The 15,950-nt window shown below is 64.3% G+C and carries 15 protein-coding genes; 10 read left to right on the top strand and 5 right to left on the bottom strand.

All coding sequences use genetic code 11. The annotated features are described in order from the left end of the window. Positions 1 to 11 precede the first annotated feature (11 nt). Both ACW73L_RS11785 and ACW73L_RS11780 read left to right on the top strand, forming a co-directional pair. Positions 12 to 1,502 carry a S8 family peptidase gene (locus tag ACW73L_RS11785; RefSeq protein WP_498922197.1) on the top strand — a complete coding sequence of 497 codons (1,491 nt, stop codon included), beginning with the start codon at positions 12 to 14 and terminating at the stop codon, positions 1,500 to 1,502. A 216-nt stretch (positions 1,503 to 1,718) separates the two neighbouring features. After that, positions 1,719 to 2,954 (top strand): formate/nitrite family transporter, encoded by a 1,236-nt coding sequence (locus ACW73L_RS11780; RefSeq protein ID WP_498922196.1) that lies wholly within the window; start codon positions 1,719 to 1,721, stop codon positions 2,952 to 2,954. 62 nt (positions 2,955 to 3,016) lie between these two features. Here the strand turns inward: ACW73L_RS11780 and ACW73L_RS11775 are convergent, their stop codons facing one another. Then, positions 3,017 to 3,352 carry a hypothetical protein gene (locus ACW73L_RS11775; RefSeq protein WP_498922194.1) on the bottom strand — a complete coding sequence of 112 codons (336 nt, stop codon included), beginning with the start codon at positions 3,350 to 3,352 and terminating at the stop codon, positions 3,017 to 3,019. Between the two features lie 782 nt (positions 3,353 to 4,134). Between ACW73L_RS11775 and ACW73L_RS11770 the strand changes: the two genes are divergently transcribed. The 6 genes from ACW73L_RS11770 (at position 4,135) to ACW73L_RS11745 (ending at position 10,206) form a co-directional block, all read left to right on the top strand. Next, positions 4,135 to 5,073, top strand: coding sequence for a HEAT repeat domain-containing protein (locus tag ACW73L_RS11770; protein WP_498922192.1), 939 nt, complete (start codon positions 4,135 to 4,137; stop codon positions 5,071 to 5,073). Between the two features lie 227 nt (positions 5,074 to 5,300). After that, complete coding sequence (locus tag ACW73L_RS11765; protein WP_498922191.1) at positions 5,301 to 5,744, top strand: hypothetical protein; 444 nt, start codon at positions 5,301 to 5,303, stop codon at positions 5,742 to 5,744. A gap of 6 nt (positions 5,745 to 5,750) precedes the next feature. Further along, complete coding sequence (locus ACW73L_RS11760; RefSeq protein ID WP_498922190.1) at positions 5,751 to 6,308, top strand: TlpA family protein disulfide reductase; 558 nt, start codon at positions 5,751 to 5,753, stop codon at positions 6,306 to 6,308. Between the two features lie 14 nt (positions 6,309 to 6,322). Then, positions 6,323 to 6,529, top strand: a complete 207-nt coding sequence (locus tag ACW73L_RS11755) for a DUF4266 domain-containing protein (RefSeq protein ID WP_498922189.1) — start codon at positions 6,323 to 6,325, stop codon at positions 6,527 to 6,529. Positions 6,530 to 6,591: 62 nt separating this feature from the next. Next, on the top strand, positions 6,592 to 9,171 hold the full coding sequence (locus ACW73L_RS11750) for a DUF3570 domain-containing protein (protein ID WP_498922187.1): 2,580 nt from the start codon (positions 6,592 to 6,594) through the stop codon (positions 9,169 to 9,171). A 147-nt stretch (positions 9,172 to 9,318) separates the two neighbouring features. Then, on the top strand, positions 9,319 to 10,206 hold the full coding sequence (locus tag ACW73L_RS11745; RefSeq protein WP_498922277.1) for an FAD:protein FMN transferase: 888 nt from the start codon (positions 9,319 to 9,321) through the stop codon (positions 10,204 to 10,206). A 134-nt stretch (positions 10,207 to 10,340) separates the two neighbouring features. On the opposite strand, the gene ACW73L_RS11740 is transcribed toward ACW73L_RS11745, so the two are convergent. Further along, positions 10,341 to 11,111 carry a hypothetical protein gene (locus tag ACW73L_RS11740; RefSeq protein ID WP_498922186.1) on the bottom strand — a complete coding sequence of 257 codons (771 nt, stop codon included), beginning with the start codon at positions 11,109 to 11,111 and terminating at the stop codon, positions 10,341 to 10,343. Between the two features lie 612 nt (positions 11,112 to 11,723). Between ACW73L_RS11740 and ACW73L_RS11735 the strand changes: the two genes are divergently transcribed. Together ACW73L_RS11735 and ACW73L_RS11730 are read left to right on the top strand one after the other, a co-directional pair. After that, positions 11,724 to 12,500 carry a hypothetical protein gene (locus tag ACW73L_RS11735; RefSeq protein ID WP_498922184.1) on the top strand — a complete coding sequence of 259 codons (777 nt, stop codon included), beginning with the start codon at positions 11,724 to 11,726 and terminating at the stop codon, positions 12,498 to 12,500. 243 nt (positions 12,501 to 12,743) lie between these two features. Further along, positions 12,744 to 13,457, top strand: a complete 714-nt coding sequence (locus ACW73L_RS11730) for a DsbC family protein (RefSeq protein ID WP_498922183.1) — start codon at positions 12,744 to 12,746, stop codon at positions 13,455 to 13,457. 101 nt (positions 13,458 to 13,558) lie between these two features. Here the strand turns inward: ACW73L_RS11730 and ACW73L_RS11725 are convergent, their stop codons facing one another. The 3 genes from ACW73L_RS11725 to ACW73L_RS11715 form a co-directional block, all read right to left on the bottom strand. Next, entirely contained in the window at positions 13,559 to 14,041 is a 483-nt protein-coding gene (locus ACW73L_RS11725; RefSeq protein WP_498922181.1) for a hypothetical protein, read from the bottom strand. 129 nt (positions 14,042 to 14,170) lie between these two features. Then, complete coding sequence (locus tag ACW73L_RS11720; RefSeq protein WP_498922179.1) at positions 14,171 to 14,647, bottom strand: hypothetical protein; 477 nt, start codon at positions 14,645 to 14,647, stop codon at positions 14,171 to 14,173. Positions 14,648 to 14,830: 183 nt separating this feature from the next. Then, complete coding sequence (locus tag ACW73L_RS11715; RefSeq protein WP_498922177.1) at positions 14,831 to 15,670, bottom strand: HEAT repeat domain-containing protein; 840 nt, start codon at positions 15,668 to 15,670, stop codon at positions 14,831 to 14,833. Between the last annotated feature and the right edge of the window lie 280 nt (positions 15,671 to 15,950).

The following is a 15,950-nucleotide window of genomic DNA, read 5'->3' as shown; positions in this document are numbered from 1 at the left end:
CTGGTGCGCCGATGCTGAGCCGCCTGTTGCGGGTCGCCTTGTCTTTTGGGGTGGCTGCCGCAAGCGTTGCATCCGCCAGCGCCGCCGGCCCATCAGACCCGGCTTCGGTGCCGCGCCACGAGGCGGCTGCCAACGCATCGCGCGAGATCCTGGTGACCTTCGCCGACGAACGAGAGGGACGGGTGGCGATGGGCGATGCGGTCAGTGCCTACCGCCAGCGGGGCCATTATGGGAATTCGACGTGGAGCGAGCGGCATGCTGCAGAACTGGCGGAAGACTATGGGCTGCTGCAAAAAGGGCAGTGGCCAATTACCGCGCTGGGCGTCCATTGCGTCGTTTATGAGGTGCCGGCGCCCCAGTCGGTCGACCTGATCCTCCGCAGACTCGACGCGGACCGGCGCGTCGAATCCGCCCAGACCATGCGCAATTTCCACGTGATGTCGGCGAGAAGTGTGCCACAGCCGGGGGGCGGCGATCCGTTGGCCCGGATGCAGGCCGGGCTGCAGTCGATGCGCGTCGAACCCGCCCACCGTTTCGCTACCGGGCGGGATGTGGATATCGTCGTGATCGACACAGGCGCGGACGACGGACATCCCGAACTGCGCGGTCACGTGACCTCGCTGGAAAGCTTCGTGCCTGATTCGCAAGAGACCGCGTCTGATGTCCACGGCACCGCCGTTTCCGGCATCATCGCGGCAGCGGCCGGTAACGGGCAGGGCATCGTCGGCATCGCTCCCGACGCCAAGGTTCGCGTGATGAAGGCCTGCTGGCAGAGCCGTTCCCGCAGGCCGGATGCTCAGTGCAGCACCTTCACGCTGGCGCTGGCCCTGAATACCGCGATCAACGCCAAGCCCCGGATCATCAACATGAGCCTGAACGGCCCGGCGGATCCGTTGTTGGGGCGGTTGATCGCGAAGGCGATCCGCGAAGGCATCGTCGTGGTTGCCTCGGAAGCGGACACGCCCGGCCCGGACGACGAGTTCCCAGCTTCCGTTCCCGGCGTGATCGCCGTGCGCACCGCTGCGCCGGCGCGTCTGTCATCCGCGTCGGCGACGGATTCCCTGGCGGCGCCGGGTACGGAGATACTGACGACCGTCCCGCATGCTGCGTATGGCTTCATGACCGGTAGTTCGTTCGCCGCGGCGCACGTTTCGGGCTTGGTTGCGCTGTTGCTGGAGTTGAACCCCGCACTGGGGGGCGAGCAGATTCGGGCCCTGCTGCGCGCGTCGGTCGAGCGCGTTGGCGATGGCGATTCCGGTCGCGTCAGCTGCATCGACGCGTGCAATGCCGTCGCACGGCTGATCAAACGTCCCGGAGTCTGCGCTTCCGTTCATCGCCGGGACCCGGGCGCTGCGAATCGCGGTGCTGCCGAGGTCAGTAGTCTCACCCGTGAATTGCCCCCAGGCGGTGGGCCAGACGTTGCAACGCCCATCCTGACGGTCAGTCTTGCAACCCGCTCCGCCCCTGATTCCCGCCTCATCCCCTTGTCATTCGCACGCTAATCGGGATCCAGGGTCTTCGCCAGCGGCGCTCGCCCCCCGCTCTGTGGTGAACCCGGTTTCGCGGCCGGCGCCACGTCTGCTTGATCCCGCGGATTCGGAGCGTCGCCATCCCGGCGCGTTCCCCCGGGTCTGTCGAGCGCCTACAATCGCCGGTCGACGGGCCCGGAAGACGGGCAATCCGATCCATCCTCGCCGCAACCCTGCCAGGAGCATCCGATGCCTCACAACACCATCGACAATCTCATGCCCAAGGATGTGGCGCTGCAGGCCGAGAATGCGGGCGTCATCAAGGCCAATCTCGACATTCGGTCGACGCTGTTGCTCGCGATGCTGGCGGGCGCCTTTATCGGGTTCGGTGCCGTGTTCAGCACCACCGTGATGACCGGGAACGGTCTTGATGGCGCGGTCAAACTGCCGTTCGGGCTGATGCGGCTGATCGGCGGTGCATCGTTCTGTCTCGGCCTGATCCTGGTCATCATCGCCGGGGCCGAAATGTTCACGGGCAACGTGCTGCTGGTGATGGCGGCGGCGAGCCGGAAGATCGGCGTCGTGCGCGTCCTGCGCAACTGGGGCATCGTGTTCGCCGGGAATTTCGTGGGTGCGACGCTGACAGCCTACCTGATTTTTCAGACCGGCCAGTACGGCTTGATGAAGGGGCAGGTCGGGCTGACCGCCCTGAACATCGCCGAGACGAAGGCGGCCCTGGGTTTCGGCGAGGCGCTGGCCCGCGCCGTTTTTTGCAACGTATTGGTCTGCCTGGCGATCTGGCTCAGCCTTTCCGGTCGGTCCGTCATCGACAAGGTGGTCGTGATCCTGTTCCCGGTGACGGCTTTCGTGACCTCCGGCTTCGAGCATAGCGTCGCGAACATGTACTACCTGTCGTTCGGCCTGTTCATCAAGCACGGGGCCGCGCCCGAATTCTGGAACGGGCTCGGCACCGCAGCGGACGCCTTTCCGGACCTGACCGTCCAGCAGGCGCTGTTCGGTAACCTGTTGCCCGTGACGCTCGGCAACGTCCTCGGCGGCCTGATCATCGGGCTGATGTACTGGGGCATCTACTGCCGCCCCTCGCTCGTGATGTCCGGGGATGACCAAACCCTGATCAGGCGTCTGATCAGGGCGGGAGGGCTGCCTGAGCACGGGGACGTCGGCGGGCGGGTCAGGCTGACGTGCCGCGGGCGCGATTTCCGCGGGCGGCTGCGCGCGATGAGCGAACATGGCCTCATCGCGGAGTTGGACGCGCAGCAGGGGGTGCCAACGGCGGGAGAGCGCCTCTCGCTGCGCATCACGGGGAGTGACGGACGCCTGCAGCTCGACCAGGTCCGGGGTCAGGTCGTGGCCTCCAATCCCGCAAAGAATCTGATGGGGCGCAAGCTGTGCCTGCTGTCGATCGATCTTCCGGAACTCGCGGAGGCCGATAGGCAGCGTATTGCGGAACTCCTGCGAACCTGACGCGCACGCAGCCCTGAGGCGCCGTCTGCTACCGCGCGCCCCGGGTTGCTTGCGGCGGGTACTCAGCTCGGGTCTTCGTAGAACACGTAAGGCGTGGAGTAGTCGCTGATCTCGAAATAGACCTTTTTCTCGCCTGGGTCGGCGCGGCCGTTCAGGTTGGTGTCGAAGACGCCATACCCGAAACGGTAGGGGCGGCCCCGAGAGCCACCCGTCGCGGTGGCCGTGCTGATTTTGTCGATCTTCAGGAAGCGTCTGACCACTTTGTCGCCGGCGTAGATTTCGAGCACGCCGTTGGTTCCCGTCCAGTTCTGGACCGCGCGCCCGAACTGATTCTGGGCTTCCTGGGTGCAACCCGCCAACAGCAGCGGTGCCGCGAGCAATGCCATACGTGCTTTCATCGAGGGTTCCTTGGTGAGACGTTGAGTGGGGTGTCGTCAGGTCTTGCCGCTGCCGGATCGTGCTGGTGGCGCGCGGTGCAAGACGGTGTATCAAGCGGCTGTCTCGCGGTCCTTGGTCAACATCAGACTTTTGCTTTTCGTCATTCCCTTGTCGTAGGGGCCAGTCAACAATTGCTTCTACACGCTGATGGCGGTGCAACTGTTCACGCCCCCCTCGCGCGAGCGGTCCGGGAGGCCGAGGCACGCCGTGAATCCGTCCCTGGAGGCTCGGCTGCGGGTTCCCTCCCGCAGACGCTCTCGCCCGCCCGGCCCGCTCCCACTACCCAACGAGGCAGCAGCGTGAATGGTTACGATGGCGGTGTCCCGGCGTGAGAGTGACGGGGAGCAAGCTCGGTGCGGGTTCGACTTGATCGTGTTCGCACGAGGATATCGCAATCCGGCTGCCGGTATCGAGCTTCCGCTGACCCGGCGTGGTCGCAATTTGAGGGGGCAGTGTTGGCCACGGGTTTACGTCCTCTTGGACGGGTGTGTGATATCACGCAACACATGCGGGAAAAGCCTCACTTTTGGGTGTGGTGAGGACTGAACGTCAGCGCCCGCACCTCAAAGAATGAGAAGTCCCCGTTCCGCCTGAACGCCGAGGTATCGGCGTTCTCTCCGAGCCTAAGCCCCAGACAGGCATGCCCTTACCGGCCGCTCGGCTCGGAAATCCGAGGGTCCCTGCGCAGGGGCACACCCCTCTTCGAGACCGCGTGGCATAAGCAGTGCATGCGACCTCCGGCGTGAATACGATCCGATTCCTTACGTCTCCGGTGCCGGAGTCCCGGCAGGGATTCTCAAGCCGCCACATCCGTATCGCGGTGACGCTTTTGTGCTGCCTGACGCCGGCTGCGCATGCCGCGGGGAGTGCGCCGGCGAACAGCGCGGCGTCGCGGGTGACGGCGAGTAAGGTGAGCGGCTCGACGCCGTCGATCCAGGTTGAAGCCCGTCAGGCTTTGCTGGCCGAGGCGCTGGAGGCGGTCGCGGGCGAGACCGGGGTCCGATTGAAGCATTCGGACCTGCCCGCGGACACGCTTGCTACGGTTTGCAAGGGCGAGACGGTTGAGACCGTCGTCGAGTGTCTGGTCGGTACCCGCGCCAACCTGATCTACCGCTACGCGGAAGCGAAGGATGGAAAGCGCGTCCCGGAAGAGATCTGGGTCAAGGGCAAGGTCAGTCAGCCCGCGGGGGCGGCATATGCAGTTGCAGACCCTGTGAAGAAGGAGGACGGCTCACCCGCTGCGGCCGGTGCGGTCAAGAGTGGGCTGTCCACTCCGCCGCCGGCCAGCCCGCAAGCGACGCAAAAGGCCCTGGAGATGGCGGCCGCCTCGGACGCGGCTCAGAAGCTGGAAGGGCTGTCGCGGCTCGCCGGCCAGGGCTCGGCCGACGATGCCGCCGTGCGCCAGACCCTGGAGCGGGCCTTGTCTGACGAAGATCCGAGCGCCAGGGCTCAGGCCCTTTATGGCTTGTCCCGGCTTGAAGGTGTCAGCACGGTTGGGATGCTTCAGGATGCCCTGCATGACAGCGATGTGTCCGTGCGGTTGATGGCGGTCGACAGCGCCGGTACCGACGCGCAGGGAGCGGCCCTGCTGCAGCAGGCGCTGGGCGACGCCGATGAGACCGTGCGAGAGTTCGCTGCCATGCGTTTGCGGGAGCATGCCGCCGGGGCCGCGGCGCAATAACGGGATTTGATGCGCGCGACAGCCGTGTCGGCTGAGTGAGCGCAGTTTCGACGGATGAGCGTTGGTCGCGCCCGGAGGAGGGCGCGGCCTCGCAGAAGGGAATCGATACCGCGGGCGATGTGACGAGGAAATGGACCCGTCATTGCGGCGGTGGTTGTCGGAGCTCATGCTCCGGATGTTCAGAATCCCGCCTCCGGCAAGCCGGCGGCGTGACCAGGAGTTAACAAATGAAAGCAAAAGTAGAAATCGGGAAGCGGGCTCTCGCCGTCATGGGTATTGCATTGGCCGGAGCCTACGCCGGCAGCGCGTCCGCCCATTCCCAGACCGGGTCTCTGGGCGCGGCCGCATCGGCGCGTGACGTATACAAGGTGACCTGTGCGGCCGGATCGGCTCACTTGTATTTCCGAATCCAGGACGTCGCCCCGGTGGCGGCGCCGCCGATTCGGATCACCGTTCGGAAAGGTGGCACCACGCTGCGCAGCGTCGACACCGTCGATAACGATGGGCGGCCCAGCCCGGCCCGGCGCCTCAGACAGGGGGCCGGGGTCTATACGATGATCATCAACAAGGCGAATACGGCCGGTGCCGAGAATTACTTCGCCGAATTTCACTGCGAGAACGCCGCCAATGTCCACACGGGTACGGGCTGGTACACCACGATCAATCAATAAACAATAATGAAAGCCGCACGGACAAGACACCGGATCTGGGGCGGTCTTCTGCTGGCCCTGGCCGTCCATTCGACGGTGGGGGCTGCGGAACACGGGGATGCCGCGCCACAATGCCGCTTGACCGCCTTGCATGACGGTCAGGCTATCGATCTGCAACACCTGAAGGGCAAGGTGCTTTACGTCGACTTTTGGGCGTCGTGGTGCGGGCCTTGTGCTCAGTCCTTTCCGTTCATGAACAAGTTGACCCACGAGTTCCACGGGCACGATCTCGAGATCATCGGCGTCAATGTCGACGAGGATATCGCCGATGCGAAGGGCTTCCTGGCGCAGCGCCCGGGTCATTTCACATTAGCTGCCGACGGCGACAAGAGCTGTGCGGAACGCTTCGGCGTCAAGGCCATGCCGTCGACCTACCTGATCGACCGCAAAGGCGTCATTCGCCACGTGCATCTCGGCTTTCGTCCGGGTGAGGCCGAGGAGCTGAAGAAGGTTCTCGGCCAATTGCTGGCCGAAAAACCTGCTGCCGCATCGGCGGGCCACGGGATGGTCTCTGCATCCAAGTGAGCGGCAAGTGCCAGTTGTCAATAGGCCTGCTCAGCCTGCTGTCGGTCTTGTCGGCCTGTGCGCCGGTGGCGCCCTGGGAGCGGGGTACGCTCGCCAAACCCCACATGGCGCTGGAGCCCAATCCAGCGCAGCGATCGCTGCGCGTCCATGCGTATCGCAGTCGGGAGTCGGCGGCCGGATGGGGGGAAGCCACGGCCGGCGCCGGTTGTGGGTGCTACTGAGTCTATAGATGTGGCAGCAGTGCACGCCGCCGTAAGCGCCGGTTAACGAGAGTCCTGCCACCATGTCCAAACGTTTGCGGGCTGCGATCCGCCGCCTTCGCGGGTCGTCGGTGTCGGCGGTGATTGCGCGCGCCGAGTCCAGAGCGCCGGCTTGCTGTCCGCCTTCACTGCAGGCGCTGACGGCGGCGGCGCTGGCGCTGCCGGGGCTGGCGCCGTCTTCCGCGCAGGGCGCCGAAGGCGATGAAGCCGGCTTCCAGTACGGCCACTACCAGGAAGGGGGCGGGGCTGGCAGCCAATTCCGCGAAACCGGCAACAGCATCCAGGTCGATACGATTCAGGCTTTCGCAGGCGCGCGTCTGATGGACCGCATGCGCGTGCTGTTCAACTACCAGGAAGACACCTGGGCGGGCGCGACCCCGATCGCTGCGGCGCCGGCCGGTTCGTTAGTTCGGGTAGACAATATCTCGGGCGCATCTGCCTTTTGGGAGGTGCAGAATCCGCTCAGCACCTTCGACCCTAAAAAGGGTGTGGCGGCCTTTTTCGATCCGACAACCGGGCAACAGCTCGTCACGCCGGAGACGGTGCAAGTCATGGCTTATGCTTCGCCGGAGATCCGCCGTCAGGGCGATGTCAATCTCTCCTACGACTGGGACGAGGCGGCGGTCAGCGGCGGCGGCGGCGTCTCGATCGAAAATGATTTCGACGTGTGGTTCGCCAACCTGGGCGGGCGCCTCGATTTCAACCAGAAGTCGACCACCCTGACCTTCGGGGGCAGCTACACGAACAGCGCCATCAGCGCGCAGCGCTTTCGCTACGGAGTGGTTGCGAGCCAGGATCCAGTGCCGCCGAGCGTCGAGGGAACGCGGCAGGACGGCGCGCTGGGGGCCAGCCTGGTGCAGGTACTGGACAAGAGCTCGACTCTATCGGCCAATGTGGGCTTCACACACAGCACCGGATACCTGTCGAATCCCTACAAGTCATCGCTGTTCTTTGCGCCGGTCGTCGCGAGACAGGTGAACTCGCCCGACCCGACGACCGGTTTGCTGTCCTCGGTCGCCGTGGCGGAGTTCGACAACCGCCCTCGCTTGCGCGATCAAGTCAACCTGAGCCTCGGTTATGTCCGCTACATCGACTGGTTCGATGCGTCGCTGCATGCGGACTACCGCTTTTACTCGGATGACTGGGGCATCAATGCCCATACCTTCGAAGCCGCGTGGGAGCAACCCGTCGGAAAGGGATGGATGATCACGCCGCGCATCAGGTATTACACTCAGGGTGCGGCCTATTTCTACAGTCCCTTTTTCGTGCTGGATCAGACCCTCAACTATCGCGAGTTCCTCGAGGTCGCCAGTGGTGACACCGCCATGCTGGACTTTCCCGACAACTGGTCCAGCGACTACCGCCTGTCCGGCTATGGCGCCGTCAGTGGTGGTGTGACCGTCGCCAAGCAATTCAGCCGCGGCGTCGCGGTGCAGGCGGGTCTTGAATACTACAGCCACGCCGGTTCGATGAAGCTGGGCGGCGGCGGCGAGGAGGCCTTCGCCAACTTCAACTTCTACCTGCTGAATCTGGCCATGAAGGTCGACCTGTCAGCCCCGGCCTCGCTGTCGGCCGCGGCGGCGGATCCCCATGCCGGTCACATGGGGCATGAGGGACATCACTTGCACAGCGCCTTTCCGGCTGGCGTGATGTTCGCGCACATGCTGGACGAGCCCGACAAGTTCATGATGGGTTACCGCTACATGTGGAGCCTGCAGAGCGGAAACATGATTCATGGCTCGCATCCGGTCAGTGACCTGGAGATCGTGAACAACGGTTGCGTGATCTACAAGTGCGGCGACTCGCCGCGCGAAATGAACATGCACATGCACATGCTCGACATCATGTATGCGCCGACGTCCTGGCTGAACCTGATGCTGATGCCGACGTTCATGAACATGAACATGTCGATGCGCGAACTCGAAGGGGCGCCCGAGGGCGCCGGTGGCGGTCACCATGGTCACGGCAATAATGACCGGCCGACGGCCTCCGGAGGCGTGGGTGATACCGGGTTTTATGCGATGGGCAAGCTGTTCGACGTCGACGGCCATCATATGCACCTGACCCTCGGTTTCAGCGCGCCGACCGGCGACATCGGGCAGAAGGTCAGCGGTGACTATTACAATCACTACATGATGCAGCTCGGGAGCGGGACCTGGGATTTCCGGCCCAGCCTGACCTACACGGGGCATTACGAAGGCGGTTGGTCGTGGGGCAGTCAGTTCAGCGGCATCAAGCGGCCCAGCGGCGACCGCAACAACGCCGGCTATCGCCTCGGTGACATGTGGCAATGGACGGGCTGGACCAGCTATCAGCTACTCGACTGGATGTCAGCCAATGTACGCGGCGCCTACACACGGCAGTTCGCCATCGTCGGTGGCTACAAGGATTCTTTCTTCACGGCGGGTCCCCAGGACTTCCCGCAAAACTACGGTGGACGCTACTGGGATGTCGGCTTCGGCCTGAATTTCCTCGTCAAGGACGGCCCGTTCAAGGGCAACGGCCTGAGCGTCGAGTGGCTGCAGCCGGTGGAGGCCAATGTCAACGGCTACCAGCTCAAGCCGAACGGCATGCTGTCGGCGACCTGGAGTCTCGAGTTCTAGGCTCCGTCGCGGCGAACGCGCGACTCATCGCCGGCGTGTCTCCGGGCCGCGCGACCCTGGATCCGCGGTCCCATCTTTTCCTGTCGGCGGGGGGTGTGCTTGAAAAGGTCGGCCGCCAAGGGCCTGTATCGCCAACGCTTCAAGGCGATGGGCTCACCGTGCGACATCCAGTTCTATGCCGCGAACGAGGCCGAGGGGCAGCGTGTTGCAGCGGTCGCGATTGCAGACGTCCAGCGTCTCGAGGCGTTGTATTCACGTTATCGCCCGGACAGCTTCCTGTCGGAAATCAATCGGGCCGCGGCCGCCGGCGATTCCATCGAGGTCGACGCGGAAACCGCGGGGCTGCTGAACTATGCCGCAACCGCCTATCGCGAGAGCGACGGTCTGTTCGACATCACCTCCGGTCTGCTGCGTCAGGTTTGGCGGTTCGGCCCCGATTGCAGCTTGCCGGACCCTGCGGCCGTTCAGGCGCTGCTGGATCGCGTTGGCTGGCACAAGTTGCGCTGGGAACCTCCGGTGCTTGCATTCCCTTGCCCGGGCATGGAGATCGATTTCGGCGGTGTCGTCAAGGAGTACGCGGTCGATCGCGCGGCGGCGCTATGCCTCGAGCACGGCTTGCGCCATGGCGTCATCAACCTGGGAGGCGACATCCGGATCATCGGCCCGCATCCGGACGGCAGTCCCTGGCGGATCGGGCTGCGCCATCCGCGGAGTCCCGGCGGTGTGCTCGATACCGTGCTGATGCGCCAGGGGGGGCTTGCCAGCAGCGGTGATTACGAGCGCTGCATCGTGCTGGATGGGGTGCGCTATGGGCACGTGCTCAATCCGAAGACCGGTTGGCCCGTCAGGCATCTTGCAGCGGTCAATGTCGTCGCCGATTTCTGCGTCGTCGCCGGCAGTGCGTCGACCATCGCGATGCTCAAGGAGGATGAGGGGCCCCGCTGGCTGCAGCAGCTCGGTTTGCCCCACCTGTGGGTGGATGTGGAAGGTCAGGTGGGCGGCTCGCTCGCGGTCCCGGCCGCGCACCGCGCCTGAAGACTCCGCCGATCGCGCCGGCTCTGCTTGCCCCACCGTCTCCGCGAGCAGGGGAACTCGTTCGAGCCGTCAGGTCAGGTGCCGGCGGCGGTCTCTGACAACCGCCGCCGGAACACGCCCTGCCTCTTCCCGATTCAGCCGCCGGTAGCTTCGGTCGGCCAGAAACCCGGTATCGGCACGTTCTGGTCGATGTCTTCGTTCGATGGCCAGACGGTGACGGCAAACCCGGTGCCGCCGCAAGCCTGCGGCAGCGGGTTATTCGTCAGATTACGTTTGACGCGCAGCGTGACGGGTGCCCCCTGCCGGAGACGCCGGCTGCTGCCATGGACGTTTCCGTCCGGAAACCGTGGCGTCCGATTGGGTATCCACAGGTTCGCATCGCCGAGGTGAACCGCGGATGTCTTCCGGCAGATGTCCGCGCCCGCGACCTTGATCCTGATTTCATTCGCGCAGCTCTCGCTGTTGAAAAACAAGGCGCCGATCTGGATCGGTACCTGGCCGGGAAAACCGAGCGGAAGCCGGCCATTCCGGCTATTGAAGCCGATCGTATTGCCGAGCGGATCCTTGTGGAGCCGATGCAGCTTGAACAGGCCGCGATCGTAGAAGGGGATGATGAAATTCTGCAATCCTGCATTTTGCAGCACGTCAGTCAAGGCGTTGATCGTCCCACCGTCGCTGCGTTCAAGAAACGGGTTGACGGTGGGCACGATGTAGCTCAGTGCGATGAGGGGAAGTTGGCTCTCCTCGCAGGCGTGCGTCAGCTTGATCATCCCGTTCGTCGTGACACCTTCGACGACTTCGGTGGGCACGAACGTGGGGTGGGCGTTGACTGTCGAGGTCCAGCCCAGCGGGGCAAGTACCAGGGCGGAACAACAAAGGCGCTTCAAGGTATCGGTAATGGACATGGCTTATTTTTCTCTGGCTCAGGAAGATCGGCGCGACCCGGGACGGCCGTGCCGGCCCTCGGCCGGTACGTCACTCGGATCACGCCGCATACGTGCAGCACAATGCGCGCCAGTTTGTGAGCTCTCGGGGTCTGGTGCCCTTCTGTGGTGGGCGGCTGTTCGAACCGTGTTCCGGGTTCGATGTCAGGCGGCCTGACGGATCCGGTTGGGGCGCGAAAAACGGGCGTTTAGGCGAGCCGGCGTAAGCCATCGCACACATTCTGTCCTCTTGAATGGCGGCCGGAGTCCCTCTCTGGTCACGGCTGAGTAGGCACTGGTCGAAAGGTTGAGCGCATAACCCTACCGTTTATACGGAGGCATTTCGCGCACCGGCGAGGCATCTGCCGCATTCATCGTCGAGTCTGCGGGAGGGATTACAGGTAAGTCATTGTAAATACGGCTGTCGACCGTCTGGCATATTTCCTGCCATTTCTGCAGGGCGCTGCAAACATGTGGTGCTGCCGGGTCGAGGTGACCCGGTGCACGGGGGAACCTCCCACGTTCGTGCGGCACGGCTGCTTTGCTGCCGAACGGGAATCGTAAGAAAAATCCGGGAAACCGAAGGAGAACTTAATGTCTTTCCAAATGACCACCAAGAAACTCGCAGCGTACTCCGTTGCGGCGGGATTGATCGCGGCCAGCCAGGGCGCTTTCGCGCACACCGGCGTAAAGGACACGGTCGACGTGACCTCGCTCTCCGGCAAGACGAGCTACAACGCCTTCACGGTCACGCATGGTTGCGGCGGCGATGCGGGCGGCGATCCGTTGCCGGTCATCGGCCAGTCGGTGGTGTTCCCATACGGCGAAAGCGCCGTGTGGGTGAAGCTGGGCGCGACGCCCACGCCGACCACGGCTCAGGAAGTCATCGGCGCACCTTTCGTGAATCTCAGTGCGGGCGGCGTTCAGGACGCATCCGTGTTCCGGGTCCAGAACGAGGAAGCTGACGAACTGGGTGTGGTGCATGCCATCAACTGGAAGAACGGCAAGCTCGACACCACCCTGGTTGCTCTGACGCAGTTCCGCGTCAGCGTGCCGAAGATTGTCGACAAGTGCGTCTCCCGGCTGCGTATCCGGATGGCGGTAGCCAACTGGTGCAAGAAGAGCAACGAAGCGAACGACGCGGAGAACAACCGCGCCGACTGGTGGTTCACGGCGGAAACCGGAACGACGAAGTTCACCGATGCTCAGATCATCCAGCCGAGCTACTGGACCACTCTGACCGCGAACAACCTGGAATTCGATCCGGTTGCCTGCGGCACGGGTTACGAGGTCGCCGTCATGCCGAGTGGCGCGGACATCGACAAGTACCTGCCGCACCCGGCGTTCACGATGAATCCAGCCCCGTTCTGATCGGCCTCGCCGCGGCATAACGCCGCGGCTTGATCGCGACGACCAAGACGCCTCGACCCCGCAAGGGTCGGGGCGTTTCTCGTTGCATGGCCCTCTGTGCCAGCGAGCCGCTCGTCGGATGCCGCGCGGGGCACTCCCTCGGTTTCCCATTCGCGGCTTCACGGTCGCCGCCTCCTATCGGTTGAGCAACGGGTGCCGTTCGTGCTCTGCTGTCTCCCTCATCCCTCTAGAACGAGAGTTCGTATGTCTGCATTGCCTTTGCTTTTCGTCGCGCTGATGATCGCCGCCAACCCGGTTCTGGCCGGAACTGACTTGGCAATCCGCAAGGCGCTGAAGCTTGCGATTCCATCGGCCAGGATCGACTCCATCCGCCCATCCGCTGTTGCGGGCGTCAAGGAAGTGACGCTTGACGGCAAGATCCTTTACGTCTCCGACGACGGGCGTCACGTGTTTCAGGGCCATCTCGTCGAACTGGCTACGCGCAAGGACCTGACCGAGCTTAAGCTGGCGGGCCTGCGCAAGGCGGCTCTGGAGAAACTGGGCAACGACCGGACGATCGTGTTCAAACCCAAGATCGGGCGCTACGTCGTATGGGTGTTCACTGACGTCGACTGCGGCTATTGCCGCAAGCTGCATGGCGAGATCGACCAGTATCTGGCCCAGGGCATCGAAATCCGTTATCTGTTCTACCCGCGCGCCGGCAAGGAGTCCGAGGCCTATGCCAAGTCGGTCTCGGTCTGGTGTGCGGACGACCAGAATGCCGCGCTGACTCAGGCGAAGCGTGGCCAGGATGTCCCGCAAAAGACTTGCGCCAACCCCGTCGACGAGCACATGGCGTTGGGTGAGCGCTTCGGTATGCAGGGCACGCCGCTGATCGTGACGCAGGAGGGTGTGGCGCTGCCGGGCTACGTTCCCGCGGCGGAACTGGTCAAACTGCTGGCGAAAGGTGCGTCGTGACAGGGCAGTGATGTCGTGCGCATGGCGTACGCCACGAGATGCCTCTGCTGTCGTGATGTCGTGCGCACGAAACGCCTGCGCGGCCTGGGCCGGAAAACGAATCAGTCGATGCCGTACAGCGGATCGCTCAGTTCGCGATAGCGACCATCCTGGGCGGACGGATGGCAGGCTTCGCAATTCGCGGCCGATTTGTGCTCGGGCCAGTGGCCCCGTGCCACGTCGCGATGTGTCGCCTTGAACCAGGGGGCGGCGGTGATTCGCGGTTCGGATGCGCCGGACGGAGTGGCCGACGGGCCTTTACGGGCGTTCTTCAGCAGAAAAAGCCGTATCGGCGCGAGGTCCTTGTCGTCCACTGACGCATCGCTGCCGAAATGCTTCGCGAGCCCTTTCAGCACGGTTTTCCAGTCCTCGGCAGGCAGCAGGCCGGCCGCATAGGGGACATGGCAACTGCCGCATTCCGCTGCGTAAGCCGGGTCCATGGCAGGCGGTGCGGCCTGCGTCGTCGCTTGCGGTGCGGTCACCGCGATGCCGGCCGCGAGCCACTCAAGGCTCGCGCGCGGCCTGATCCTGTCTCGGTCAGCCACTTCGCTCGGTATCCTGGGGTCGTGGGGCGTGATCAGGCGCGTGACGCCATTAAAGCCGTCAAATCCGTTTGTGGGAAGCGGCGGAGCCGGGTGACTCCGCCGCTGTGCAAGTCCAGGAAAACTCGCTGTTTACTGGTTCTGAGTTTTCGTGATGAAGGTGCCCGTGTGGATATAGCCCGATGATACCGGGCCCTCGCAATGGAGTTCCAGATCGTAGATCTCCGCCCCCGTTCTGACGGTGCCGACTTTGTCCACCCACAGGGTGTAATTGCCGTTGCCGCCCTCGACCCGAGCGTAACCGCTGTACTGTGTGTTGCCATCGCCGTTGTTGTCCTGGGCGGCTCTTGCCAGGGTGCCTTTGGTGATTCTCACCCGGATGGTCGGCGCAACGACTGGCGCTTTGTCGCGCACCCGCGCGGACAGGCGGAAGGTCGGCGTGTCGCCGCCCTCTTCATTCTCGCAGCTCACGCTGTAGATATCCCGGGCGCTTCCGGCGCTGCCCAGGGGCTCGTTGTTGATCGAGTGGGCGCTGGCCGCCGCACCGTAGGTCAGCAGCAGGGCTGCCGTGCCGCTGCAAGCGGCCATCTTGAACATGTCGAATTTCATTTGTCCTCCTGTGTATCGTGCATCGATTTCTGGCGCCCCCAGACCGGCTTCATTTCATGCTGCGCCGCGAAGCCTGGGAGGCTTCGTCTTACCTTACCTCCCGTTCGAGACGGCGAGGCCGGCCGGATCCTCCGGCCTTCTGCGTCGGGGCGCGCAGCCCCCTCCTTGCGCGGAGGCAGCGGTCTACTGCTGCCCCTCCATGGCTTCGCCCCGCTCTTCCAGCTTCATCGCGGCCAGCGTCCTGACGGTTTCGTCCGGGTCGGCCGCCGCGGCCCGCAACAGCGCGGCGCCGGTGTCGTCGTTCCACGCGCTGCTGACCGCCATCAGCCGCACTGAGGGATCCTGATCGCGCAGGGCGTCCTGCAGCAGCGGCGCGGCCTCTGGCCCGATTCTGAGCGCGAGGCCGTAGACGGCCTGTGCCCGTACGTCGCCGCTCTGGTCGGTCAGGGCCCGCTCCAACCCGGCGCGCACCTCGGGATCGCCCCGTGGCGCCTCGGCAATCAACCGCGACAACGCGCTAGCGCGCGCCTTCTCGTCCCGTGATGACGCCGCGGTTTCGAGCAGCTTGCTCCTGTGCGCCGCCTTCGCCATCGACTTCGGATCGGCCGTCTCGTCGGCGACGCCGCATTCGGCCGTGGCACGACGGGCGGTCCGGTCTTGCGCGTAGCTGCTGCCCAGTATCCATAGCTCCTGCGCACCCTCCGCCTTGGTCCCCCCCGCCACCGATTGCGGCTCCGCGACGCGCATCACGAGGTCCACATCGGCTCCGAGCAGGCAACGCGCGATCTGCTCGACGGTCTCGCCTGCACAGGTCGCCGTCACCGTTTCCTGCGGCAATACCGAAAAGTGGATCTGCATGCCGCTCTTCGTGCCGATTTCGTTCAGCACCTGGGTTAGCGGGGCGCGCTCGGCTTCGAGTATCCAGCCTGCCTTCCCGTTATCGCTGTGCTCCACCCGAATCACGGGCGGCCGAACCGCCGGGGGCTCGCCGGCGGGCGCGGTCGGCGGCAGCAACAGCATCATGCACAAGGCCGAAAGACGAGGTACTCCGCGACGCTTTTCGATGATCGGGTCCAAACGCAAATTCCACCTCGCTGCGCCGGTAAGTGCGCTGCGCTCAATCCGCCGAGGCTGCGCCTCGGACCGGCCAAAAAACCTGGGAGAAAAACGATGCATAAAGCGGGCCCGACTATTGCTGTTGGGTTTGGCGCGTTGAGGCTCGCTGCCGGTTCCCGCGAATAGCGGCGTCAGGTGTGGGAAATAACACAGACCAATGAGTGATTTCACGCATTTCAATGCCTTT

It is taken from the genome of Methylolobus aquaticus (assembly GCF_054172105.1).
The sequence above is the reverse complement of the archived record's forward strand: the minus strand, read 5'-3'. Positions and strand labels throughout refer to the sequence as shown.